Origin of the sequence: Burkholderia sp. MSMB1588, from assembly GCF_001546925.1 — a bacterium.
In the GTDB taxonomy this organism is placed as follows: Bacteria; Pseudomonadota; Gammaproteobacteria; order Burkholderiales; family Burkholderiaceae; genus Burkholderia; species Burkholderia humptydooensis.
Genome location: NZ_CM003770.1, coordinates 883,979 through 907,929 on the forward strand (window position 1 = coordinate 883,979; position 23,951 = coordinate 907,929).

Annotated in this window: 18 protein-coding genes and 1 pseudogene; 4 read left to right on the forward strand and 15 right to left on the reverse strand. The window is 68.0% G+C overall.

What is annotated here, in order from left to right:
* Nucleotides 1–64: 64 nt before the first annotated feature.
* The 10 genes from WS92_RS03700 to WS92_RS03745 all read right to left on the reverse strand — a co-directional run bounded on the left by WS92_RS03700 (nt 65) and on the right by WS92_RS03745 (nt 12,933).
* Complete coding sequence (locus WS92_RS03700) at nt 65–1,012, reverse strand: ABC transporter substrate-binding protein (RefSeq protein WP_009914122.1); 948 nt, start codon at nt 1,010–1,012, stop codon at nt 65–67.
* A gap of 76 nt (nt 1,013–1,088) precedes the next feature.
* Entirely contained in the window at nt 1,089–2,123 is a 1,035-nt protein-coding gene (locus WS92_RS03705; RefSeq protein ID WP_015603444.1) for an ABC transporter permease subunit, read from the reverse strand.
* Nucleotides 2,124–2,165: 42 nt separating this feature from the next.
* Nucleotides 2,166–3,719, reverse strand: coding sequence for a sugar ABC transporter ATP-binding protein (locus WS92_RS03710; protein ID WP_015603781.1), 1,554 nt, complete (start codon nt 3,717–3,719; stop codon nt 2,166–2,168).
* Nucleotides 3,706–4,956 carry an ROK family protein gene (locus WS92_RS03715; RefSeq protein ID WP_006028466.1) on the reverse strand — a complete coding sequence of 417 codons (1,251 nt, stop codon included), beginning with the start codon at nt 4,954–4,956 and terminating at the stop codon, nt 3,706–3,708. Before WS92_RS03715 ends, WS92_RS03710 begins: the two co-directional genes overlap by 14 nt.
* Before the next feature lie 403 nt (nt 4,957–5,359).
* Nucleotides 5,360–5,719, reverse strand: a complete 360-nt coding sequence (locus WS92_RS03720) for a hypothetical protein (RefSeq protein ID WP_059933545.1) — start codon at nt 5,717–5,719, stop codon at nt 5,360–5,362.
* Nucleotides 5,719–8,364 (reverse strand): glycoside hydrolase family 15 protein, encoded by a 2,646-nt coding sequence (locus WS92_RS03725; protein ID WP_059933542.1) that lies wholly within the window; start codon nt 8,362–8,364, stop codon nt 5,719–5,721. The genes WS92_RS03720 and WS92_RS03725 overlap by 1 nt, the downstream gene beginning before the upstream one ends.
* Nucleotides 8,365–8,630: 266 nt before the next feature.
* Complete coding sequence (locus WS92_RS03730) at nt 8,631–8,864, reverse strand: DUF4148 domain-containing protein (RefSeq protein ID WP_009914131.1); 234 nt, start codon at nt 8,862–8,864, stop codon at nt 8,631–8,633.
* A 167-nt stretch (nt 8,865–9,031) separates the two neighbouring features.
* Nucleotides 9,032–10,180: a porin gene (locus tag WS92_RS03735; RefSeq protein ID WP_059933539.1), complete on the reverse strand. Its 1,149-nt coding sequence runs from the start codon at nt 10,178–10,180 to the stop codon at nt 9,032–9,034.
* Nucleotides 10,181–10,388: 208 nt separating this feature from the next.
* Nucleotides 10,389–11,702 (reverse strand): MFS transporter, encoded by a 1,314-nt coding sequence (locus tag WS92_RS03740; protein ID WP_059933537.1) that lies wholly within the window; start codon nt 11,700–11,702, stop codon nt 10,389–10,391.
* Between the two features lie 40 nt (nt 11,703–11,742).
* The gene (locus WS92_RS03745) at nt 11,743–12,933 is read right to left on the reverse strand and encodes a M20 aminoacylase family protein (RefSeq protein ID WP_059933534.1); all 1,191 of its coding nucleotides are present in this window, start codon (nt 12,931–12,933) and stop codon (nt 11,743–11,745) included.
* A gap of 182 nt (nt 12,934–13,115) precedes the next feature.
* On the opposite strand from WS92_RS03745, the gene WS92_RS03750 reads away from it, so the two are divergent.
* Nucleotides 13,116–14,018 carry a LysR substrate-binding domain-containing protein gene (locus WS92_RS03750; RefSeq protein ID WP_015603290.1) on the forward strand — a complete coding sequence of 301 codons (903 nt, stop codon included), beginning with the start codon at nt 13,116–13,118 and terminating at the stop codon, nt 14,016–14,018.
* Between the two features lie 105 nt (nt 14,019–14,123).
* On the opposite strand, the gene WS92_RS03755 is transcribed toward WS92_RS03750, so the two are convergent.
* Nucleotides 14,124–14,960 carry a phosphate/phosphite/phosphonate ABC transporter substrate-binding protein gene (locus tag WS92_RS03755; protein ID WP_059933531.1) on the reverse strand — a complete coding sequence of 279 codons (837 nt, stop codon included), beginning with the start codon at nt 14,958–14,960 and terminating at the stop codon, nt 14,124–14,126.
* A gap of 177 nt (nt 14,961–15,137) precedes the next feature.
* Here WS92_RS03755 and WS92_RS03760 point away from each other — a divergent pair.
* Nucleotides 15,138–16,275 (forward strand): annotated as a pseudogene (locus WS92_RS03760) (fatty acid desaturase).
* A 215-nt stretch (nt 16,276–16,490) separates the two neighbouring features.
* Nucleotides 16,491–16,931: a hypothetical protein gene (locus tag WS92_RS03765; RefSeq protein ID WP_015602942.1), complete on the forward strand. Its 441-nt coding sequence runs from the start codon at nt 16,491–16,493 to the stop codon at nt 16,929–16,931.
* A gap of 59 nt (nt 16,932–16,990) precedes the next feature.
* Here the strand turns inward: WS92_RS03765 and WS92_RS03770 are convergent, their stop codons facing one another.
* The 4 genes from WS92_RS03770 to WS92_RS03785 form a co-directional block, all read right to left on the reverse strand.
* Nucleotides 16,991–17,890: a glutamate/aspartate ABC transporter substrate-binding protein gene (locus tag WS92_RS03770; protein ID WP_082743855.1), complete on the reverse strand. Its 900-nt coding sequence runs from the start codon at nt 17,888–17,890 to the stop codon at nt 16,991–16,993.
* 63 nt (nt 17,891–17,953) lie between these two features.
* Complete coding sequence (locus tag WS92_RS03775) at nt 17,954–19,201, reverse strand: D-amino acid dehydrogenase (RefSeq protein WP_059933527.1); 1,248 nt, start codon at nt 19,199–19,201, stop codon at nt 17,954–17,956.
* Between the two features lie 98 nt (nt 19,202–19,299).
* Nucleotides 19,300–20,187 carry a LysR family transcriptional regulator gene (locus WS92_RS03780; RefSeq protein WP_059933524.1) on the reverse strand — a complete coding sequence of 296 codons (888 nt, stop codon included), beginning with the start codon at nt 20,185–20,187 and terminating at the stop codon, nt 19,300–19,302.
* A gap of 93 nt (nt 20,188–20,280) precedes the next feature.
* Nucleotides 20,281–21,021 (reverse strand): SDR family oxidoreductase, encoded by a 741-nt coding sequence (locus WS92_RS03785; RefSeq protein ID WP_043283392.1) that lies wholly within the window; start codon nt 21,019–21,021, stop codon nt 20,281–20,283.
* Between the two features lie 637 nt (nt 21,022–21,658).
* On the opposite strand from WS92_RS03785, the gene WS92_RS03790 reads away from it, so the two are divergent.
* On the forward strand, nt 21,659–23,575 hold the full coding sequence (locus WS92_RS03790) for an SMP-30/gluconolactonase/LRE family protein (protein WP_059933522.1): 1,917 nt from the start codon (nt 21,659–21,661) through the stop codon (nt 23,573–23,575).
* Nucleotides 23,576–23,951 lie beyond the last annotated feature (376 nt).

Below are 23,951 nucleotides of genomic sequence, written 5' to 3' on the forward strand. Positions count from 1 at the left end.
CGGCGCGCCGTTCAGGCATGCGCGGTCGGCGCGCGCGTCGCCCCGCGCGAGCGGCCGCCGCGCGTCAATGCGAGCTCCAGCCCTTGTAGCTCTTCACGTTGTCGCGCGTGACGAGCGTCGGCTCGAGCAGGATCATCGCGTTCCCGGGCTTGTGCCCGTTCATGATTTCGTAGCCGACCGACACAGCCTTCTTCGCCATCGCGAACGGGTCCTGGCTCGACGATGCCTGCACCTGCGTATCGCTCTTCAGCGCGATCTCGATGTCGGGCGCGCCGTCGACCGACGTGATCACGATGCCGGTGCGATGCAACTGCTTCGCGGCGAGGTCGCTGCCGATCGCCTGCGGATCGTTGATCGCGAAGAGCCCGTCGACCTTCGGGAAGCGCGTCAGGTAGCCCTGCATCGCGTTCATCCCGCCTTCGCGCGAGCCCTTGCCGTCCTGGTCGCCCGACAGCAGCTTGAGGCCCGGATTCTTCGCGAGCACCGCCTTGCAGCCGTTCACGCGATCGAGGACGGCCGACACCTGCGGGCCGTTCTCGATGATCACGTTGCCCTTGCCGTTGAGCTTCTTCGCGAGGTAGTCGCACGCGAGCTCGCCCGCCTTCACGTTGTTCGTCTGCACGGTGGCGTCCGCGCCGGAAGCCGCGACGTCGACCGCGATCACCGCGATGCCCGCCGCCTGCGCCTTGCGCACGGCGGGCTCGATCGCCTTCGGATCGGCGGCGTTCAGCAGGATCATGTCGACGTGAGCCGAGATGAAGTTGTCGATCTGCGTGAACTGCTTGTTCAGGTCGTAATCGGCGGAAACCGCGGTGACTTTCGCGTTCGGATTGATTTCTTTCGCCTGCGCTTGCGCGCCTTTCACGACGGTCACGAAGTACGGATTGCCGAGCGAGCCGACGGTGATGCCGATCGACTTGAGCGGCTTGTCGGCCGCATGCGCCGCGCATGCGGCGAACGTGAGCGCGCACGCGGCGGCGGTCTGAACGAGCTTGTGCTTGATCTCCAACATGTCGTTGTCTCCGTATGGTCCGGGATGGAGGGCGCGCGCGAGGACCTGCGCGCGCGCCGCATGGCGGCTGATGATGTCAGGTGCGGGCCGATTCGTGCTGGCGGTAGCGGTCGAGCGCGACCGCGCCGATGATCACGAGCCCCTTGATGATGTATTGCCAGATGTCGGACACGCCGAGCAGCACGAGCCCGTTCGACAGCACCGCGATGATCAGCGCGCCGATCAGCGTGCCGACGATCGAGCCGACGCCGCCGACGAAGCTTGTGCCGCCGAGAATCACCGCGGCGATCGCGTCGAGCTCGTACGACTGGCCGAGCTGCAGTCCGTTCGCCGCATACAGCCGCGCGGCGGACATCAGCGCGCCGAGGCCGGCGAGCAGGCCCGACGTTGCGTAGACGAACAGCTCGATGCCGCGCACGTTGATGCCGGACAGCCGCGCGGCCTCCGGGTTGCCGCCGACCGAATAGATCCGCATGCCGAGCACCGTGCGGCGCAGGATGAACCACGAGAGCGCGACGACGGCGAGCGCGATCACGACGAGCCACGGCACGCCGAGGATCGAGCCGTTGCCGATGAACGCGAATGGCAGTTGCGGGTTGAAGATCGTGGTGTCGTTGCCCATCAGGCGCGCGATGCCGCGCACGGCGGTCAGCGCGCCGAGCGTGACGATGAAGGGCGGCAGGCGCAGGAACGAGATCAGCCCGCCGTTGACGACGCCGAACACGAGCCCGACCGCGAGCGCGGCCGGGATGCCGAGCCAGCCCCAGCCGGGAATGTTCGACGCGAGCAGCGACGCGACCGCGGCGGCCGCGAGCACCGAGCCCACCGACAGATCGATGCCGCCCGTCAGGATCACGAACGTCATGCCGGCGGCGAGCACGATGTTGATCGACGCCTGCTGCGTGACGATCGACAGGTTCTGCAGCGTGAAGAAACCGTCGGTCATGAAGCCGAAGCCGACGCACAAAAGCACGAGAACGGGCAGCATGCCGGCCGTGCGCATCAGCGCCTGCATCCGTGCGCGGCGGTCGGCGGCGCGCGGTGTCGCGCGGTGTTGCGCCGCGCCCGGCGGCGCGGAAGCGATCTCGCTTTGCTTCATCTGTTGGTTCATGGCGATAACCCGAAGGTGAAATGACAGGACGGCGGCGGCCGCTCAGTGCGCGGCCGCGGCCTCGGTGCGGGAGCCGGTGGCGAGCGCGATGATCGCTTCCTGCGTGATCGGCTCGCCCGTGTGTCCGCCGAGCTCGCCGGCGATCCGGCCTTCGCGCATCACGAGCACGCGGTCGGCCACGCCGATGATCTCCGGCAGCTCGCTCGAGATCACGATCACGCCGACGCCGGCGCGCGCGAGATCGTTGATGATCCGGTAGATCTCTGATTTCGCGCCGATGTCGACGCCGCGCGTCGGCTCGTCGAGGATCAGCACGCGCGGCTTCGTCTCGAGCAGGCGCGACAGCAGCACCTTCTGCTGGTTGCCGCCCGACAGCGCGCCGACGTGAACGTTTGCGTGCGGCACGCGAATCGACAGCGCGGCGATCGCGTCGCGCGCGCGCTGCGCGCCGCGTGCGAGATCGAGCGCGCCGAGCCGCGCGTCGCGCCCGCACACCGAGATGTTGATGTTGTCGCGCACGCTCATGTCGAGGAACAGGCCCTGGCGCTTGCGGTCCTCGGTCAGATACACGAGCCCGGCGTCGATCGCGTCGCGCGGCGAATGCGCATCGAACGCCTTGCCGCCGAGCGTCACTTCGCCGCGCACGCGCGGCTCGGCGCCGAAGATGAGCCGCGCGAGCTCGGTGCGGCCCGCGCCGACGAGGCCCGCGATGCCGAGCACTTCGCCCGCGTGCAGATCGAGGCTGCAGCCGCGCACGCGGCGGCCGTCCGCGACGTCGCGCACCGACAGCAGCAGGTTGCCCGGATCGTATGGCGCGTGCGCTTTCTTGTAGAAGCCCGAAATATCGCGGCCGACCATCATGCCGACGAGCCGCTCGGCCGACAGCGAATCGCGATCGAGCGTGCCGACGTACGCGCCGTCGCGCAGCACCGACACGCGGTCGGACAGCTCATAGATCTCCGCCATCCGGTGGCTGATGTAGATGATCGCGAGCCCCTCGGCGCGCAACTGCCGGATCAGCCGGAACAGGTTCTCGGTCTCGCGCGACGAAAGCGGCGTCGTCGGCTCGTCCATCACGAGGATGCGCGCCTTCGTGTGGACGGCGCGCGCGATCTCGACGAGCTGCTGCTCGGCGATCGACAGCGTGCCGACGAGCGTGTTCGGCCCGAAATCCGCGCCGAGCCGCTCGAGCACGTCCTGACAGCCGCGCGCCATCGCGGCGCGGTCGATCGTGCTCCAGCGGCCGTTGCCGCGGCGCAGCTCGCGGCCGACGTAGATGTTCTCCGCGACGGTCAGGTTCGGCGCGAGGCACAGCTCCTGATAGATCACCGCGATGCCGGCGTCGCGCGCGGCGAGCGGGCCGTCGATCGCGACGGGCGCGCCGTCGATCCGGATCTCGCCGCCGGGATCGGCCTGATACGCGCCCGACAGGATCTTGATGAGCGTCGACTTGCCGGCGCCGTTCTCGCCCATCAGCGAATGGATTTCGCCCGGATGGGCGGTGAGGCTCACGCCGGCGAGCGCGCGCACGGCCGGGAACGTCTTGCTGATGCCGCGCATTTCGAGCAGCGGCCGTGACGGATCAGAACGCGGCATATCTGACCTCCTGAGAATCCACGCCGGCGCCGCGGAGAATGCCGGCGCGCGGCGAGAAGTTGAAGAACATCGGCAGCGTCGCGGCGCCGATCGCGCCGGCGTCCGGGCCGAATGAGCCGCGCACGAGCACGGGCGTGCCGCGCGCTTCGGGCGCGAGCGCCGCGAGCGCGGCGTGCAGGCGCGCGATCAGCGTGTCGATGAGGCCCGCGTCGGTATCGGCGTCGAGCACGACGACGGGCGAATCGAGCACGGCGAGCGTCGCGCGCAGCGCGGGCGCGAGCGCGTCGACGCAATCGTCGATCCATTCGCCGACGGCCTTCGCGCCGCGCGCGACGCACGCTTCGAGATCCGCGCGGGTCTCGACTGTTTCGCCGCAGTGGCGCAGATGCCGGACGAGCCCGTTCAGCGATGCGCGCGTGATCAGGATGTCCCATGCGCCGCGCGGCTTCGGCGCCGAAGGCAGGCGGCTCGGCGGCACCGGCATCATCGCGAAGTCGCCCGCGTTGCCGGTGACGCCGCGCAGGCAGTCGCCGTCCACCGCGATGCCGCCGCCGATCGCGGGCCCGAGGAACAGGTAGACGAAATCGTCGCGCTGCCGGCCGCAGCCGTAGAACAGCTCGGCGATCGCGGCGGCGTTGCCGTCGTTTTCGCTGAAGACGGGCAGCTCGATCGCGCGATCGAGCTCGCGCGCGAAATCGACTTCGGCCCATGTGCCGAACGCGTCGGCGGGCAGGTCGATCTCGCGCAGCCAACTGCCGAGGTTGTACGGCTGCGCGACGCCGACGCCCGTGAGCCGCGCGCGCTCGTGCGCGGGAAGCAGCCGCTGCATCGCGGCGACGTCTTCCCGGACGATGTCGAGCACGACGGCGGGCGGCGGCAGCAGCGTGTCGTGCGAGCGGCGGCCGATCACGTCGCCGGCGAAGTTGACGAGCGCCGTCTCGATGCGCATCCGGTCGAGCCGCACGCCGATGCCGAACGCGCCGCGCGGGTCGAGCCGGATCAGCGAAGCGGGCTGGCCGCGCTGGCCCTCGGCGCGGCGGCCGGCGAATTCGATGAGCTTCGCTTCGGCGAGCGACGCGATGATGCTGCCGACCGCGGTGCCCGTCAGATTGGCGAGCCGCGCGAGATCGGCCTTCGACGCACTGCCCGCGCGCCTGAGCGTCTTCAGCAGAAGGCGCTCGTTGTAGCGGCGCACGTTGGCCGAGTTGCTGCCCTGGCCGATGTGCGGACTCCTCATGATGTCTCCTCCTCCAGCCGGCACGGGGCGCCGGAGGTTAAATAAATCAAGTTGATTTATTTAACTGCGCGACGCGCGATGTGTCTGCCTAGGGGATTCCCGAGGAACGACGGCTTGATGTAAGGAAATGGCGGCGGGCGAATGACAAACAGCTTTCAGTGGTGCATGCGTTGCAGAAGATGTTCGCGCTGTATGCGGCCGTCGAGCGATCCGGCGGCGCTTGGCTTGCGCGAACGGGCGTCATGCCGGCGGTGCGCCGGCTGCTTCGTCATCCGAAACGGAAGAGCGCGGAGGGCATCGAGCGGAGTCGTGGCCGAGCACGGGAAGCCACGATCCTTGTTCGTGTGCCGAAGGGCGTGTGCGGCACGCGTGAGAACGGGAGCGAGCGCGTTGCCTCCGGCATTCACGGCGAAGCCGACGGCGGCGGCCGCAGCGGCTGCGCGCCGGCGATGTCGGGGCCGCCGCGCTGCGCTTCGACAGGCGGGGGCTTCGCCGCCGGTTCCGGATTCCAGCTCGTTCCGCCCGGCTTGACCTTCATGGGCGGCAGCGCCTTGACGAGCGGCCGGCTCGGCGGGGCGGGCGCGGGCGTGGGCGGCGCTGTCCGCGCGCGATCGGCCGCGGGCGCGGCGGGCGCAGGCACGGGCGCCGGCGTTGCGGCGGGCGGCGGATGCCGGTTCGACAGCAGTCCTGCGCGCCAGCCCGCCGCCGCCACGCCCAGCAGCGCGCCCGAAACGAGCACGATCCGGCGCGTGCGCGACGTCATCACCAGTTCACCTGATCGTTCAGCGTCAACGTGCCGCTCGCGGGCGTCTGAAGCGCTCGGTTGCCCGACCAGTTCTCCCACGTCACGCTGCCGTCCGCGTTTTTCCGATAGTACTTGTACTGGATCGCCTGACCGGCCGGCATGTTGACGGTGTTGCTCCACACCGGGTAACGGGCCGGGTCGACCGGAATGCCGAGATCGGTGTTCCAGTTGCCGAGCGCGGCGACGTTGCCCGTCACGTACATCTGCTGGCCGAGCTGCGTGCTCGCGTTCACGTTGACCGCCACCGACACCTGCCCGCTCTGCAGCGGCGCGACGCAGTTGCTGTAGCGCGCGCAGACCACCGACGGCACGTCGGCGATGCGCCCCGCCTGGATCGACGCGAGCAGGCTGATGTACTCGCCCATCGCCCAGTTGAGCGGCGCCATCGATTTGGTCGGCTGCCCCGGCGCGTAGCCGGCGGGCGTCGTCACTGCCCAGCCGTCGGGCAGCGTCGTCGAATTCGACCATACCTGCTCCGGCACGAAGCCCTCGGGCGTCGTCAGTTGCTTGAGCGTCGAGAAGTACGCGCTGCCCGCGTTGCCGCTGCCCTGGCGCGCGATCTCCACCATCCCGCGCTCGGCGGTGAAGATCGGCCACAGTCGGCCGGCGCCGGTGCCGTCGAAGTCGCTGCCGTCGTTGTGCTCGCCGTAGCCGTCGAAGTTGTAGCGGAACCACGCGTTCGGCGACAGCGCCGGCGCGTTCGCGATGCTCAGCGTCTGGCCGAGCACGCTGTCGTAGACCGAGATCGTGTTGACGATCGTCGGATCGGTCGCGCGCTTGACGCCCATCCGGACGAGCTCGAAGAAGCCGCCGTCGACGACGCGCCGCGCATCGTGGCTGCCGCCGCCGTTCTTCACGGTCAGCGTCTGCGGCGTGTCCGGGCCCGCGGTGGGCGCGAAGCTCGCGCGATCGGTGCCGGCGCCCGCGCGGCCCGCCGGATTGATCCGGATGTAGTAGCTGCCGCTGCCGAACGTGCCGCTCGACGTGTACGTCCACGCCGCGACGTTCTCCTGCCAGTAGTCGGCCGCGGCGAGGTAGCGCGCGGCGCTCGCCGTGTCGCCGTTTTGCGCGGCGATGTCGGCCGCCGTGACGAGGCCCGCGATCTCGGCGGCGATCGTCGACGGCGAATAGCCGGCGTTCTCTTCCCAGCGCTCCTGGTACGTCCACGGGCCGGTGTTGACGATGTAGTCGGCGGTGAGCTTGATCTTCGGCCACAACGGATTGAACACGCTCGGGCCGAGGCGCCACGCGAGGATGATCGGCATCGCCTGCTCGTCCATCTGCGTGCCTTGCCAGTACGGCCAGCCGTTCACCCACGCGTTCTGCGGGAAGCGCCCGATGCGGCTGTAGCCCTGCGCGCAGCCGGATGCGTTGTATTCGGCGGTGCCGCAGTCCGTCGTTTGCTGCAGCGTGTTGAACAGATAGTTGACGACGCTCGTCGCGCTCGACGTGTCGCCGGCCGTCGTCAGCGCGTTCGCGAACTTGAACAGGTCGCGCGGCCATACGAGGTGATAGCCGCCCGCGTTCGAATCGCCCTGCGTTTCGCCCCACGGCGTGCCGATGCCGGCGATCATCGCGCCGTTGCTCTTGTCCTGCATCGTCTTGAGCGTCATCGCGGCCAGATAGTAGCCGTCGTCCGCCGCGCCGTTCTGCGACGACAGGCCCGCCGCGTAGGTGTGCCACGCGGTGTCGTACTGCTGCTGCTCGCCGGCGAGATCGCTGCCGAGCACCGTGTTCGCGTTGCCGAGCGCCTGATCCTGCGTGCCGCCGAAGCCGAGCACGACGTCGAACGACACGCTCGTCGCGCCCGGATCGCCGAGATCGATCCAGCCCATCTGCGCGACGTTGCCGTTGGTCGCGGACGAGAACGTCCAGTCCATCGTCTTGTCGGCGGTGCCGCCGAGCAGGTCGGTCCAGCCGTCGCTCTGCCCGACGAAGCCGTTCGACGTCATGCCGGCGCCGTTGACCACTTTCCACGGGCGGCTCGCGACGAGCGCCGAATAGCGGCTGTTGTGATTCGCGACGAGCGCGGTGCCGCCGCTGCCGGACACCGTTTGCGCGGTGTTGTTGCCGCCGGCGTTGTCGAGGTACGGCTTCGACAGCATGTAGAGATTGAAGTCGCCGACCTTGTGGCCGTTGAGCGCGGTGAACGTGACGCGCTGCACGATCGCGTTGTAGTTCGGATCGGCGAAGACGGTCTTGCGGATTTGCCAGTTATGCGAACTGTTGCTGGTCGTCACCTGCCAGCTCATCGTGCGCGCGTCCGTTTGCGCGGCCGAGTAGGCCTGCAGCTTTTCTTCGTCGACGAAGGTCTTGCCGGCATCGCCGACGAGGAACTGCAGGTCGACGGACTCCGGCGTGTCGAGAACCGGATAGTAGACCTCGGACAGAATGCCGCGATAGCCGGTGAAGTAGACCCGTGACGCGCCGCCGACCGCCGTGCCGAGGAACGACTTGGCCGAGGGGCCGCGCACGGGCGTCGCGCCGGGCGAGCCAAATGCTTCGGCAGCCGAAGCATTCGCCGGCGGGAGCGCCGCGCCCGCGAGCGCGGCCAGACTGCAAACCAGCATCGCCTGTTTGAATCCGAAGTGCTTTGCCGACATTTTTTCGTCTCCGTTATGAGTGTGTTCGTTATCGTTCTTGTAGCAAAACAACACCCGCTGTATCTCACGCGAAGTCGAAAGAGTCAATATTTTCAATGTTTTGTAGTCGACTATGTATTGATACTACATCCGCGGGAGCAGGTGCGAGGCGGATCGGCGGGAGCGGGCGATGTGTCACGCATCGCGCCGTCGTGCGCGATGCGGATGTCTCGCGGATGTTGTCGGGAAGGATGCCGAACGAATCGCCGAGTGAACGCGAGCGACCATCAACGCTGAAGCGTCGGTGGCGCGCTCGTTACGCGGGGCGCGCAGGCAATGTGCGCGCCGAGGTCAATGATGCGCGTAGGTCGCGCGGTCGATGACCGCCGGCGCGCCGAGCGCGCCCGATCCTGCCGCACTTGCTCGCGCGTCAGCGGTTGCCCGGCGGCCTGCCCGTGAGCCGCGACGCTTGCGCCGAACAGCACGCTCGCAATGGCCAAACGAATCGTCGTCTTGTTCATCTTTTTCTCCGAGTATCGATCGTCCGACGAAAAATCCCGATGTCGGATATGCGACTTTTGTCGCAGGCGCAAGATGGCGGCATCGAGTGCACGACGCCGCATGACGCCACACGACGTCGCATGAAGCTGCGCGAAGGGGCGACGCCACACGTTCGCGGCCACGCCCGTCAGAACTGATGCAGCAGCGTGAGCCGCACGGCGTACTGGTTCGGCCCCGACGCGATGTCGGCCGCGCCCGGGATGTACGCATAGTCGAAATCGGTGCCCGTGTGCGCGTTCATCGCGTGCTGGTAGACGCCTTCGACGAACACCGACGAGCGCTTCGACAGATCGTAGTTGAGCTTCATGCTGAGCTGATGCCACTTCGGATCGAACGCGCCGACCGTCGAATCGACACGCGCCTGCGTATACGTGTACGCAGCGCCGACGTAGAACGCGGGCGTCACATGATAGAGGCCGTTGATCTCGAAGTTGTCGAACTTCCACGATTTCCAGCGCTCGCCCGCGGGTTGCGTCGTGCCGGTGAAATACGCGTTCGCGGTCGGATCGTAGACGTCGACGTGCGAATACGCGAAGCCGATCAGCGCCTTCGAGAATTCGTAGGTCGCGCCGATGCCGATGTTCTGCTGCGACGACGCGTCGAACGTGTTGTCGCCCGTGACGGCGCCCGCCGAATCCGCACTGCGCGCGTTGTTCATCTTCACGTACGACGCGCCGACTGTCAGGCCGCCGTGCTGGTATTGCAGCGCCGCGCTGTAGAGGCGATTGTTCGCGAAGCCGCCCGCCTGATTGCTGAACGCGTACATGCCTTCGGCGGTGAAGCCGTACCACGTCGGCGAGACGTACTTGACCGCGTTGTTCACGCGGAACGAGTAATCGGTGTTGTCGTTGTCGTATGGGTGCGCGAACAGGTAGCCCGTCCAGTTGCCGTTCGCGGTGAGCGGCGAGAACATGTCGACGCTCGGATCGTATTGGCGGCCGAACGTCAGCGTGCCGTAGCGCTCGGACGCGATGCCGACGAACGCCTGCCGGCCGAATTCGCGATTGCCCTGGCCCAGCCTGCCGTTGTTGACGTCGAAGCCGTTCTCGAACTGGAAGATCGCCTTGTATCCGCCGCCCAGATCCTCGGTGCCCTTCAGCCCCCAGCGGCTGCCGTAGTCGTAGCCGCTTTGCAATTGCACCGTGCCGTGGCCGCGCGCGTTGCTCGTGTAGTTGATGCCGTCCTCGATCTTGCCGTACAGCATCACGCTGCTCTGTGCGTGCGCGGCCGCGGCCAGCACGACGGCCGGCGCGACGATCCCCCAGCGCTTGTTCATGTCGATCTCCCGAATCTTCCCATTGCCGATCAGATGCGCGCGCTGGAGGCCCGGGTTGCGCCCGGCGTCTGCGGCGACGCGACGGGCGCAGTGTAATTAGCCGTATTTGTTGCGTGAGTCGCCCGTGATGGAAGAGTGCGTTCCGGATTGGCCGATGTTTGCCGATGGGGGAAACGGTTACGATGGACGCGCGCGAAGGCTCGCGACGTCAGTCGAGCGGCTTGCCCGCCTTGTCGTTCATCGAGCCCAGCGCGATCAGCGTCAGCGCGCCGCAGCCGATCGCGTACCACGCGGGCGCGTTCGCGTTGCCCGTTGCGGCGATCAGCCATGTGACGAAGAATTGCGCGAACCCGCCGAAGATCGCGACGCCGACGCTGTAGACGAGCGCGCCGCCCGTCGCGCGCACCGCACGCGGGAACAGTTCGCCGAGCATCGCGCCCGTCGCGCCGATGTTGATCGCATGCACGGTCGCGAGCGCCGCGATGATCGACAGCAGCGAGGCCGCGCCGGGCCAGCGGTTCAGCGCGATGAACGCCGGATAGATCGCGAGCATCAGTGCGATGCGCGTCCACCAGACGATCCGGTTGCGACCGTAGCGATCCGACAGATGGCCGCCGATCGGCGTGACGACCGCGAGGATCGCGCCGGCGAGGCAACCCGCCGACATCGATAGCCAGCCCGGCAGATGCAGCACCTGTACACCGTAGATCGCCATGTAGAACACGATGATGTAGTGAATCGACGTGCCGCCGATCGTGATGCCGAGGCCGGCGAATACGGCCCGGCCGTGATGGCGCAGCACGTCGGCGAGCGGCAGCGGCGCAGCGTCCCCTTGCGATGCGGATGCGGCCGCCGGCGCTTCGTCGATCGTGCGCCGCAGCCAGTAGCCGAGCGGCACGAACAGCGTGCCGATGATGAACGGCACGCGCCAGCCCCAACTTTCGAGCTGCGCGGCGCTGAGCGTCGACGTCAGCAGCACGCCCGTGAGCGCGCCGGCGAGCGCCGCGAGCCCCTGGCTCGAGAACTGGAACGAGGCATAGAAGCCGCGTTGCGCCTGCGGCGCCTGCTCGATCAGCAGCGTGGTGGACGCACCGACTTCGCCGCCGGATGCGAATCCCTGCAGCAATCGCGCGGCCACGAGCAGCAGAGGCGCCGCGATGCCGATCTGCGCGTAGGTCGGCGCAGCCGCGATCGTCACGGTGCCGAGCGCCATGATGAGCAGCGTGGCGATCATCGCGCGCTTGCGTCCGGCGCGATCCGCGTAGATGCCGATCACGAGCCCGCCGAGCGGCCGCGTGACGAACCCCACGCCGAAGCTCGCGACCGCGAGCATCAGTTGTCCGAACGACGAGTGCACCGGGAAGAACAGCTTGCCGATCAGGATCGCGAAGAAGCTGTAGACCGTGAAATCGTAGAACTCGAGCGCGTTGCCGACAGCGGCCGCGGCGATCAGACGCCGCTTCTTCGCGGCGGCGCGTGCATCGGCCGGCGCGCCGGCGAAATTGAGAGCGGACGTTTCCATGTGACCCCCGAGGAGCGCGAGACGGCGCGGCAATAAAGCATCAGGCGGCGAGCCAGGCTTCGGCGAGCCGCACCCAGTAGCTCGCGCCGATCGCGAGGATGTCGTCGTTGAAGTCGTAGCCGGGGTTGTGGACCATGCAGCCGCCCTTGCTGCCGACGCCGTTGCCGATGAACGCATAGCAGCCGGGGCGCGCCTCGAGCATGTATGCGAAATCCTCGCTGCCCATCAGCGGCGCGGCTTCCGCGTCGACGCGCGCCGCGCCTAGCATCCGGCGCGCGACGTCGGTCGCGAAAGCGGTCGGCTCGGCGTGATTGACGAGCACCGGATAACCGTAGTCATACTGAACGTCCGCCGAGACGCCGAAGCTCTCCGCCTGGCCTTTCGCGAGCGCTTCGATGCGGCGCGCGAGCAGCGCGCGCACGTCGGGGTTCAGCGCGCGCACCGACAGCTTCATCACGACGGTCTCCGGAATGACGTTGAACGTCTCCCCGGCCTGCACGCTGCCGACGGTGATCACGGCCGCCTGCTGCGCGTCGATTTCGCGCGCGACGATCGTCTGCAGCGCGACGATGATGCTGCCCGCCGCCGACATCGGGTCGCGCGCGAAATGCGGCATCGCGCCGTGGCCGCCGACACCGCGCAGCGTGATCGTCACGCGATCGGACGACGCCATCGCGGCGCCCGCGCGGAACGCCATGTCGCCCGCCGCGCGCCCGGGCATGTTGTGGATCGCGAAGATCGCATCGCAGGCAAAGCGCTCGAACAGGCCGTCATCCATCATCGCCTTGGCGCCGCCGAAGTTCTCTTCCGCAGGCTGGAAGATGAGGTTCAGCGTGCCGGAGAACCGGCGCGTCGCGGCCAGGTGGCGTGCCGCGCAGAGCAGCATCGCGGTATGCCCGTCGTGTCCGCACGCATGCATCTTGTTCGCGTGGCGGCTCGCATACGGCAGGCCCGTCGCCTCGGCGATCGGCAGCGCGTCCATGTCCGCGCGCAGGCCGAGCGTGCGCGCGCCTTGCCCCTCGCGCAGCACGCCGACGACGCCCGTCTTGCCGAGCCCGCGATGCACGTCGTAGCCCCAACCGGCGAGCAGCTCGGCGACGAGATCGCTCGTGAGCGTCTCCTCGAACGCGAGCTCGGGGTGCGCGTGGATCCGGCGGCGCACGTCGATCAGCTCGGGCGCGATCGCGGCGATGCCGGCGATGACGGGATTCTCGGACGGGTCGGAATGCATGTTGTTTCCTCGTGGAGCGTGGGGGCGCGCGTGCGCGGACAGGTCGACGAAGCATATGAATTTTTTTTGCGCACCATAAGCTGATAAATTGCGTTGGTGCTCACCGCAGGTTGCCTCTAGGGAACACCCTGATCCGCTGGGGCGCAGCCGATGAGCGGCTTCTTCGAACCGCGCGTTTTCCCATGAAATATCATCAGTTGAAAGCGTTCGTCGCCGTGGCCGACGAAGGCAGCATCCGCGCGGCGGCGCGCCGGCTGAACGTGTCGCCCGCCGCATTGACGAAGGCCGTGAAGGAGCTCGAGCTCGCGCTCGGCGTGTCGCTTGTCGTGCGCACCGCGCGCGGCGTGCAGCTCACCGGCTTCGGCCAGCAGCTCCAGGTGCGCGCGAGCCTGATCGTTGCCGAGATGCAGCGCGCGCGTGACGATATCGAGCAGGCGCAGGGCGCGACGACGGGCGCCGTCGCCGCCGCGATCACGCCGGCCGCCGCGGTGACGATCCTGCCGGACGCATTTCGTGCGTTTCGCCGGCGGTTTCCGCGCGCGCGCGTGAGCATCGTCGAAGGATTTCCCGGCGTCGCGTTGCCGAAGCTGCATGACGGGTCACTCGATTTCGCCGTGTCGGTGGTGGTGCCGGAGCTGCTTGCCGCGGAGTTCGATCACTCGGCGCTGTATGCGAGCCGGCACGTGATCGTCGCGCGCAAGGGTCATCCGCTCGCATCTGCGACGTCGCTCGCCGATCTCGTCGATGCCGACTGGCTGATGAATCCGTCGCCCGAAAGCTCGACGCAGTTGATGTTCAACTGTTTCGCCGAGCACGGCCTGCCGGCGCCGGCGCGCGTCGTCGAGTGCCCGAGCTACGCGATCGCGCACTGTCTCATTCAGGGCTCCGATCTGATTGCGTCGATGCCCGAGCAACTGCTCGGCGTCGAATGGTCGCGCGATCACATCGCCGTGCTGCCGATACGCGAGGCGCTGCCGGCCGTGTCCGTGCAGGTGGTGACGCGCCGCGACAGCCCGCTCACGCCGGCTGCGGCGATGCTCGTCGATTGCATGCGCGACGCGGCGCGCCGGCATGGGCTGCGTTGACGCGCAGCGGCTGTGCGTCACGCGGCCACGGCGCGGGCGATCACGGTCATGTTCACCGTGTTGATCGGCAGCGCGCGCCGGGCATTGCACGTCGCACGTTACATGTCACGCAAGCACCGGATAACCGAGCGCGGCCGCCTCGCGCTCGAATCGTTCGATCTGCGCATAGGCATCGGGCGCGAGTCGCGCAAAGCCGCGCAGCCGCAGCACGCGCGCGCGTTCGGCATCGATCGCGGCAGCCGCATCGAGCGCATCGCGCAGCGCGGCGGCGTGTTCGTCGGCAAGCGCGCGCGATGCGACGAACGGCAGGCCCGGCGCGGCCGCCGTCGCGCCGATGGTCCGCACGCGCCGCAGCAATCCGGGCAGCGCATCGCGCACGTAGGCGAGCGTGACGCAATCGATCGCGGCGAGATCCGCGCCGCCCGCGTCGAGCGCGCGCAGTGCATCCAGATGCGAGCCGGTACGCACGACCGCCGAGAAGAAGCGCCCGCCGCGCGCATGCGGCGCGACCGCATGACGTAACGCGTTCATTCCGCTGTGCGAATCGTCGCCGTTGCAGGCGGCGCGCAGGCCACGGCACGCGGCGAGCGTCGTCGCGCCGCGCGCGTGCGCATCGGCCGACACGACGAGCATGCTTCGATAGCGCGGCCCGTCGCAGCCGGGCGCGTCGAAGACGGGCGTCGCGATCAGATGGACCGCATCGCCGACGCCGAGCATCCGGTACGGATAGCCGCACGTTTGTGACAGCAGCAGATCGTCGCGGCGCCACAGCGGCAGCAACTCGCCGAAAGGCGCGCCCGACGGCTCGCCGAGCAGCGCGACGCCGGCCGGGCCGCCCGCGCGCGCGAACGCGCGCAGCGCGTCGCGCAGCAGCGATTGCCACAGCGCGGCGTGCCGCGGCGTCACGTTGTACATCGGCAATCCGGCGAGCCATCGAGTCATGCGGCCATTCTACGGATTTCCGGACATCACGCGCGCGGCTCGCCCGCCGCTTGCCGGGCGCCGCAAACGCATCGCCGCCCCGGTCGCGCCCGGCGGAACCGATTCGCCGCGCCGCCTTTTGCGATTTCGCCACATCGAACGCTCGCCGCGACGCATAAGCAAATGCGAATCCATTGGTTGGTCCGGCCGCGGCGACTGGTTACGGTGCACGCTTGGGCTGTGCGTGCCGCGGGAGACGTCGTTGTCGTCCGCGCGCTTGTCGACGTTCGGCCGCCGTCACCACCGGAACATGGCCGAATATTTCGATGTAGATCATGCGCGCGAGATCGAGGCGCTCGGCGATCGCTTCGCCGCGCGCACCGAGTGGCCGACCTGGCTGCTGATCTTCGTGATCTACGGCGGCTGGCTTGGCGTGCTGCTGGGCGTGCGCGCCGGGCAACTGCCGCTCGCGGCCGCGACGCCGCTGCTGATCGCGCTGTGCGCGTGGCACATGTCGTTGCAGCACGAGCTGCTGCACGGCCATCCGACGCGTTCCGCGTGCGTGAACAAGCTGCTCGGCTATCCTCCGCTCGCGGTCTGGTATCCGTACACGCTGTATCGCGACATGCATCTCGAACATCATCGCGACGAAGATCTGACTGCGCCGGGCATCGATCCCGAAAGCAATTACGTGCCGCTCGCGCAATGGGCGCGGCTGCCGCGCTGGCGGCGCGCGCTGTGGCGCGCGCGCAAGAGCTTCGTCGGGCGGCTCGTCGTCGGGCCGCCCGCGAGCGTCGCCGCGATGGGCGCGGACGCGCTGCGCGCGTGGTGCCGCGGCGACTGGCGCCATGCGCCGATGTGGGCCGCGCACGTCGCGTCGGTTGCCGCATTGCTCGCGTGGCTGCAATGGTCGATCGGCGTGCCGTGGTGGTATTACCTGCTCGCGATCACGTGGCCCGCGCAGTCGCTCGCGATGATTCGTTCGTTGTACGAGCATCGCGCGGCCGAGCATCCGAAGGCGCGCATCGCGATCAACGAGGCGGGCCTCGCAATGCGCATGCTGTACCTGAACAACAACTATCACCTCGTGCATCACGATCTGCCGAAGCTGCCGTGGTATCACCTGCCGCGCGCATATCGGATGCGGCGCGGCGCTTACGCGCGGAAATGCGGCGGCTTCGTGATTCGCGGCGGCTATTGGGAACTGCTGAAACGCCATGCGTGGCGCGAGACCGATTCGCCCGTGCATCCGTTCGCCGGGGGCGGCGCAGCCGGGCACGCGTCGCAGCGGGCGCGCGTCGCGGTGATCGACGACTGCGTTCAGACCGGCGGTTGACGAGCGTTCGAACGAACGCGCGGGTCGGGTTGGCGCGGAAGCGGACGCGAAAGGCGACGGCGCCCGCCCGTCACCGCGCCCACGCCGCCGCAACGCGGCCCGATCACTTTGTTACATCTCTTACCAGCTTCGTGCCGAAAGGCAACAGATGCCTTTCGTCGCCCCGGTATACTCGGCGCTGCTTCAAATCCAAAACGAAACAAGACCTGTCAACTATGTCGAAGAAACTCATCCAGATCATGGCTGTCGCGGCGCTGGCCGCTGCGGCGTCGCTGCCGGCCGTCGCCGGCGACATGAACAACGCGCTCGGCGGCGCGCTCGGCGGCGTGGCCGGCGCGGCGGTCGGCGGCGCCGTGGGCGGCAGCACGGGGGCTGTGATCGGCGGGGCGGTCGGCGGCGGCGCGGGCGGCGCGGTCACGTCGAATCGCCGCGAGCGCACGGGCGCGATCATCGGCGGCGCGCTCGGCGGCGGCGCGGGCACCGCGGCCGGCAACGCGATGGGCGGCCGCAGCGGCGGCCTGATCGGCGCGGCCGTCGGCGGCGGCGCGGGCGCTGCGCTCGGCGGCAACATCTCGCGCTCGAACTCTTACAACGACGACTACGATCGCGGCTATCGCGGCGGCAAGCATCACGGCAAGCATCATCACCGCCACTGATCGGCGAGGCGGGCCCGATCGAGGTCATCCCGCGTTCGCGGGCACGATCGCCCGCCCGCTCAATCGAGCGCCTTGTCGTTCGGATTCGCGAACAACTTCCTCATGTCCGCCGACAACGGATAGTCGAGATTGACGCCCTTCGGCGGAATCGGCCGGTTGAACCACTTCACGTACAGCGCCTCGGCCTCGCCCGAGCGCTGCATCCGCGCGATCACGCGATCCGCGAGCTGCTTGAAGCCGGGGTCGTCCTTGCGCAGCATGCAGCCATACGCTTCGGATACCGGAGAATTTCCCGTGATCGCGTAGTCGCCCGGATTCGCCTCCTTCGCCTTCGCGCCGTACAGCAGCGGCTCGTCCATGAAGAACGCCACCGCGCGGCCGTTCTTGACGTTCAGGAACGCATCGGCGTGATCCTTCGCGCTGATGATCTGCATCGACATGCCTTTCTCGGCGTTCCATTGCCTCAGCAGCCGTTCCTCGGTCGTGCCGGCCGTCGTCGCGACGGTCTTGCCGGCAAGATCGGGGAAGTCCTTCACGCCGGACGATTTCTTCACGATCAGGCGCATTCCGTATTGAAAGATGCTGTTCGAGAACGACACCTGGTTCGCGCGTTCCTTCGTGTGCGTGGTCGAGCCGCACTCCAGATCGACGGTGCCGTTCTGCACGAGCGGAATGCGGTTCTGCGACGTGATCGGAATCTCGCGGACCGTCAGGTTCGGCCGTTTCAGCTCCTTCTTGATTTCATCGACGATCTTCAGCGCGATCTCCTGCGAGTAGCCGATCGTCTGTTGCTGCTGATCGTAGTACGAGAACGGAACGGACGATTCGCGCACGCCGAGCGTGACGACGCCCGTATCGCGAATTTTCTTCAGCGTCGGGCTGGCGTCGTCCGCGTGCGCGGCGGCGGCGAGCGCGCAGCCGATGGCGATCGAGAGCAACGGGCGAAGGGGTTTCATCATCGAGGTCTCCTGACGGTACGGATAGTGGGGGGCAAATCGGGTCGTGCAACGCGCGCATCGGGCTCAACGATGCAGCGCATACGCGCGAGTGTCCAGTGCGGGCTTGCGGCCCGCGATCAGGTCGGCCAGCACGCGCGCGCTGCCGCAGGCGAGCGTGAAGCCGAGCGCGCCGTGGCCGGTGTTGAGCCACAGATTCCGCAACGGCGTCGCGCCGATCAAAGGCTTGCCGTCGGGCGTCGCGGGGCGATGCCCGCACCACGTTTCGCCGTGCGCATAGTCGCCCGCGTGCGGAAAGATCTCCTGCGCCTGCCGCGCGAGCAACGCGAGCCGGCGCGCGGCGCCGGACGAACGAAGGCCGGCGATCTCGACCATGCCCGCGATCCGCAAGCGCGCGCCGAGCGGCGCATAGACGATCTTGCGATGCAGGTCCGTCACGCTCACGCGCGGCATCGCATCGTGCCGCCCGGGCAGCGTCAGGCTGTAGCCCGTCAGTGGATAGATCGGCAGCCGCATGCCGAGCCGGCGCAGCATCGGCGCGCTGCCGTTGCCCGCGGACAGGACGAACGCGTCGGCGCCGATGTCGCCGCGTGCGGTGCGCGCCGCGACGATCGTCGCGCCTTCGGTGCGCAGCGCGTCGACCGGCGTTTCGTAGTGGATCGTGACGTGGAGCCGCTCGCGCAGCACGCGGGCGAGGCCGACGCCGAACCGGCGGCAGTCGCCGACTTCTTCGGACGGCGTATGAATGCCGCCCGCGAGCAGGCCGGCAGAGGGCGCGAGCGCGGGCTCCAGCGCGACGCACGCGGCCGCGTCGAGCGCGTGCTGCCGCGCGCCGGCCGCGATCAGATGGTCCATCGCGCGGCGCGCGCGGTCGAATTCCTGCCGGTTGCGGTAGACGACGAGCTTGCCGTTGCGCGCATAGTCGAAGTCGAGCGCTTCCTGCTCGACGAGCGCGTGCAGCGCCGCGCGGCTGAGCGCGCCGAGCTCGAGCATTTCGGCGGCGGTTTGCCGCGCGCGGGCGGTGCGGCATGCGGCGAGAAACGCGGCGCACCACAGCCATTGATCGGCATCGAGCCGCGGCACGAAGCGCAGCGCCGAATCGGGCTTCGCGAGCCACGCGGGCAGCTTGCCCAGCACCGCGGGATCGGCGAGCGGCGCGACATAGCTGTAGCTCAACTGACCGCCGTTCGCGAAACTGGCGTCGAGCACGGCGTCCGGGCGCGCTTCCAGCACCGTCACGTCGTGGCCTTCGCGCGCGAGATAGTAGGCGGTCGTCAGGCCGACGACGCCCGCGCCCAATACGCAGATCCGCATGAATGCCGGCAGTCCTTGAAGGGTTGTCGATGCGGTTCAGTCTTGCCGGCCGAAATGGTTTGGGCAAATGAGCAGATGTGCGGCCCCATAACCCTGGGTTAAGAGCGTCGGCGCGCGCCGAACGGCGCGCGCAGCGCGTCGATGAACGTCGCGCCCGCGTGCGAGTCGAGGCCGCCGTCGCGCCACAGCGCGAACACGCCGACCGACAGCGCCGGCTCGATCGGCCGGATCGCGACCGGCTCGCCGGGCGCGCGCGCCGTCAGCTCGTCGAGCAGCACGCGGCCGACGCCGCGCGCGGCGAGCGCCCGCGCGACGTACCACGTATGCGCCTCGACCATCGTCACGCGATCTTCGCCGAACGCTTCGAGCGCATTGCCGATCGCGTCGCCGAGCGGGTCTTCGGTGCCGATGCCGATCGATTCGCCTTCCATGAATTCGTGCAGCGACAGCGGTGCGTCCTGCGCGTCGTCGTCGGGCGGGCCGACGCTGACGACGGCCGTGCGGCCGAGCTCGGTCGACGTGATGCCGGGCCGCGTCGGCGGATCGATCGCGACGGCGACGTCGAGATCGCGCGTGAGCAACGCGTTCAGCAGCGCGTCGGTGTGCAAGGTCTGGATCTTCAGCGCGACGCGCGGGTAATCGCCGCGGAACGCCTTCACGGCCTGCGGGATCAGGCTCAGGCCGAGACTCGGCAGGCAGCCGACGCGCAGATGGCCCTCGGGCTGCAGCGCCAGATTGCGCGCGAGCGTGCGGATGCGGTCGAGGCTCGACTGGAGTTTCTGCGTCTCGCCGAACAGCAGCTCGGCTTCGCGCGTCGGCAGCAGGCGGCCGTGCGCGCGGTTGAAGAGACGGATGCCGAGGTTCTGCTCGGCGTGCGCGAGCACCTTGCTGACGGCGGGCTGCGATACGCACAGCAACTGCGCGGCTTTCGATAGCGAGCCGGTGCGCATGATCGCATGGAAGACTTCGATGTGGCGCAGGCGCATGACGGGGGCGAGGCGGATCTTCGTGCGTTGGACACTACCGCGTGTCGCGGCCGTTCGCAATCCTGTTCGGCAGGGAAGGCGGCCGCTCCGGCGTCACCCCAGGTTGCGGATGTCGGCGGTCGGCGTCGTGCCGAAATCGTCGCTCAGCACATAGTCGATCAATTGGCGCGCGGCGTCGTCAGGCGTTGTCAGCGCGCCGCTCGACTTCAGTTGCTCGAACCGCTCGCGCGACGGAAACCGGTCGCCGCTCGTCGCGCGGATCGTCGCCTGCATGCCGGTGTCCACGACGCCCGGCGCGACGCTGCAGATCCGCAGCGCGCGATTCGCGTCCAGCGCGACCGCCCGCGCATGATGATCGAGCGCGGCCTTGGTCGCGCAGTAGACGCTCCAGCCCGCATACGCGTTGCGCGCCGCGCCGCTCGAGACGTGGGCGATGCGGCGCTCGGCCGTTTCCGGCGCGATCTTCGCGATCGCGCTCGCGAGCATCAGCGGCGTCGCGACGTTCAGGCCGACCGCGCGCGCGATCGCCGCCGCGTCCTGCGTGTCGAGCGGGCCGATCGGCTCGACGGTTCCCGCGTTGTTGAACAGCAGCACGCGGCTCGCGCCGGAGACGAATTCGCCGAGCGCATCGCCGCCGAGCCAGGCCTGAACGCGCGCCGGGTCCGACAGATCCAGCTCGGCCTCGACGAGCCTGCCGCGCGCCTGCGCGCCGAGCGACGGATGGCGGCTGCGCGACAGACCGAGCACCGCGATGTCCCGCTGCAGCAGTTGCGCGGCGAGCGCGGCGCCGAGCCCGCGCGTGTGGCCGGTGACGATCGCGCGAACGGCGGGCAGTGGAGAAGGGGAAGTGGCCATGTCGATGCGAAAAATGAAGGGAACGGGGTGCGCGATGCGGCATGAGTCGGTGACGGATTCGAGCGGCGTTTGTCCGCCCGCGGGCCGGCGCGCGGCGCGACGATCGGACGAGCCGGTATCGTAACGTCGGCGCCGGCTTGGCGCAAACGTCCCGTTCACGCAATCCGTTTTTTGGCGAGGTCGCCCGTCTGCGATTAAAGCCCGGGCAATTTCTGACGAATTTCTTCATGACACGATTGCATGCTAGCCTTGACTCCGAATCGTCGATGACATGCCGAATGCGAAGTGAAAACGATTCGGCGAATCCGCCGGCCCGGCGATGCAAACCGTCGAATGGCGGCGCGCTTTCGCCGGATTTTTCGAAGCCGTCTTCGAAACTCACGCCCGATGGAGCCGATTACGCAGGCATTCGCACAGCAATTCAGCCGGGAATTGAATGCCGAATGCGTCGGCAGCCGGCCTGACGAGTGAATGGCTTCGGCGCGAAACAAACGCAGCGCGGCGGCAGTGGCGGGCGACCAATCAACGAGGGCTGCGACGATTCGTTCGTCGTACTCACCTATGTCATACCCGGCGACTTATAGTTTCGACGGGGCAGATCGGGAGAGCATGATTCATGGTCAAGAAACGAATCCGTGCCGTGTTCGCCGCCGCGTTCGTCGGGCTGGCCGCGCACGCAGCGCACGCGCAATACACGACGGACTGGATCGCGAACACCTATGGCACCATCGCATCGCACGTCGGCAACAACGCGCGGTCGATGTGGGTCTCGCCCGAAGGCGTGATCTATACGGCGTCCTTCTGGGACGAAAACGCGGGCGGCGTCGCGATCTACCAGAACGGCAAGACCCTCGGCTCGATCGGCACGCACGCGGAGTTTCAGGGCGGTGCGATCACCGGCAACGCAACGTCGGTCTTCGCGGCGATGCAGTACAGCACCCCGCAGGGCAGCGGCACGGTGGGGCGCTACAACCGGGCGACGCTGCAGCGCGACCTCACGATTCCGGTCAGCGTGTGGAACGCGGTCAGCCGGGCCGACGTGATCACCGGCCTCGCGACCGCGGGCACGCTGCTCTATGCGAGCGACTACTTCGGCAATCGCGTGCGCGTATTCACGACCGACGGCGTCTGGCAACGCGACATCGGCATCACGAACCCCGGCGCGCTCGCGCTCGACGATGCCGGAAACCTGTGGGTCGCGCAGAAGAATGCGGCGAAGATCGTCGAATTCGGCCCGGCCGGCGCGCTGCTGAACACGATCCAGATGCCGACGGCGTCGCGGCCGGCTTCGCTGTATTACGACGCGTCGAAGCGGCAGTTGATGGTCGGCGATCAGGGGCCCGACATGAACATCAAGCTCTACGCGATCGCGGGCGCGCCGACGCAGGTCGGCACGTTCGGCGTGCAGGGCGGCTACCTCGACATGACGACGGGCATCAGGGGCCAGGTCGGCGACAGGCGCTTCACGCGCGTGGTCGGCATCGGCAAGGATTCGGCCGGCACGCTGTACGTGCTCAACAATCCGTGGGGCGGCGGCTGGGATCTCGGCCGCAACGGCGCGACCGACATTCACGCATACGGCGCGCTCGGCAATTCGCTGTGGAAGCTGCAGGCGCTGAACTTCGAGGCGATCGCGGCGCCTGATCCGACGACAGACGGCACGCTGTTCTACAGCGGAATGAACATTTACTCGGGCACGGCGGGCGGCACCTTCATCGCGAACACGGTCGATCCGTTCACGTATCCGTCCGACCCGCGTCTCGACATGAACGACTATCAGCGCGGCCAGCATTTCGGCCAGCTCGTCAGCGTCGGCGGCAACAAGATACTCGTCGCGTCGGGGCAGAACCCAGGCAACTTCAACTTCTATCACTTCAACGCGGCGAGCGGCTACATCGCGATTCCCGACGCGTCGCTGCCGGGTAAGGGGTTCAATACGTCGCTGCAGGTGACGGCGGGTTTCTCGATCGACAACAAGGGTGACGTGTGGGCGGGCCTCAACGGGACGAACGCGATCTCGCACTACCCGCTGACGGGCTTCGATGCGAACGGCAAGCCGTCGTGGGGCGCGCCCGTGTCGATCCCGACGCCGGCGAGCGTCCAGCCGACCACGCGCATTCTCTACCTGTCGGACAGCGATACGATGATCCTCGCGCAGGGCATCGCGGGGAGCTGGGACTGGACCGCGATGAACGGGCGGATCGAGGTGTATCACGGCTGGAACGCGGGCAACGTCGCGCAGCCGAATCCGGTCATCACGCTCGCGAGCCCCAATCCGAAGTCGATCGCGGCGGCCGGCAACTATCTGTTCGTCGGCTACGTGCACACGGTGCCGAATATCGACGTATTCGATCTCAACACCGGCCAGCTCGTCACCACGCTGACCAACTCGAACACCGGCATGATGGACGTCGGCAACGACGTCGATTCGATGTACGGCCTCAGGGCGTATCTGCGATCGACCGGCGAATACGTGGTCACGAAGGACAACTACAACGGATCGAGCGTCGTCGTCTATCGCTGGCGGCCGTGATGGCGTCCGCGCGCATCGCCGCGCGGACATTTGAAATAAGAACGCCGTGTTGCACGCTGTTTCGCATCGTTTAGTAAATATGATAAAAACATTACGGCACCCTTCATTTCATTGACGAAGAAACCAATCGCCATGAAAGCGCGCAGGTGATTCAAATTTCTTATCCCCACCTCGGTTCGAAATTCCGGGCGGCGCTCGCCCTGTCGCGGACGAAGCGCCGATGCGCCGCACGTGACGTCAGTGGAACGCCTTTGATCATGGGCCGATCTATTAATCGAACATCGTGACGCCGGATCGCCGCGTCGCTAAAGGCGCGGCGATCCGTGCCGATAACCCGTTCCACACGACATGACTCGAAGAAACGAGGGACCGCATG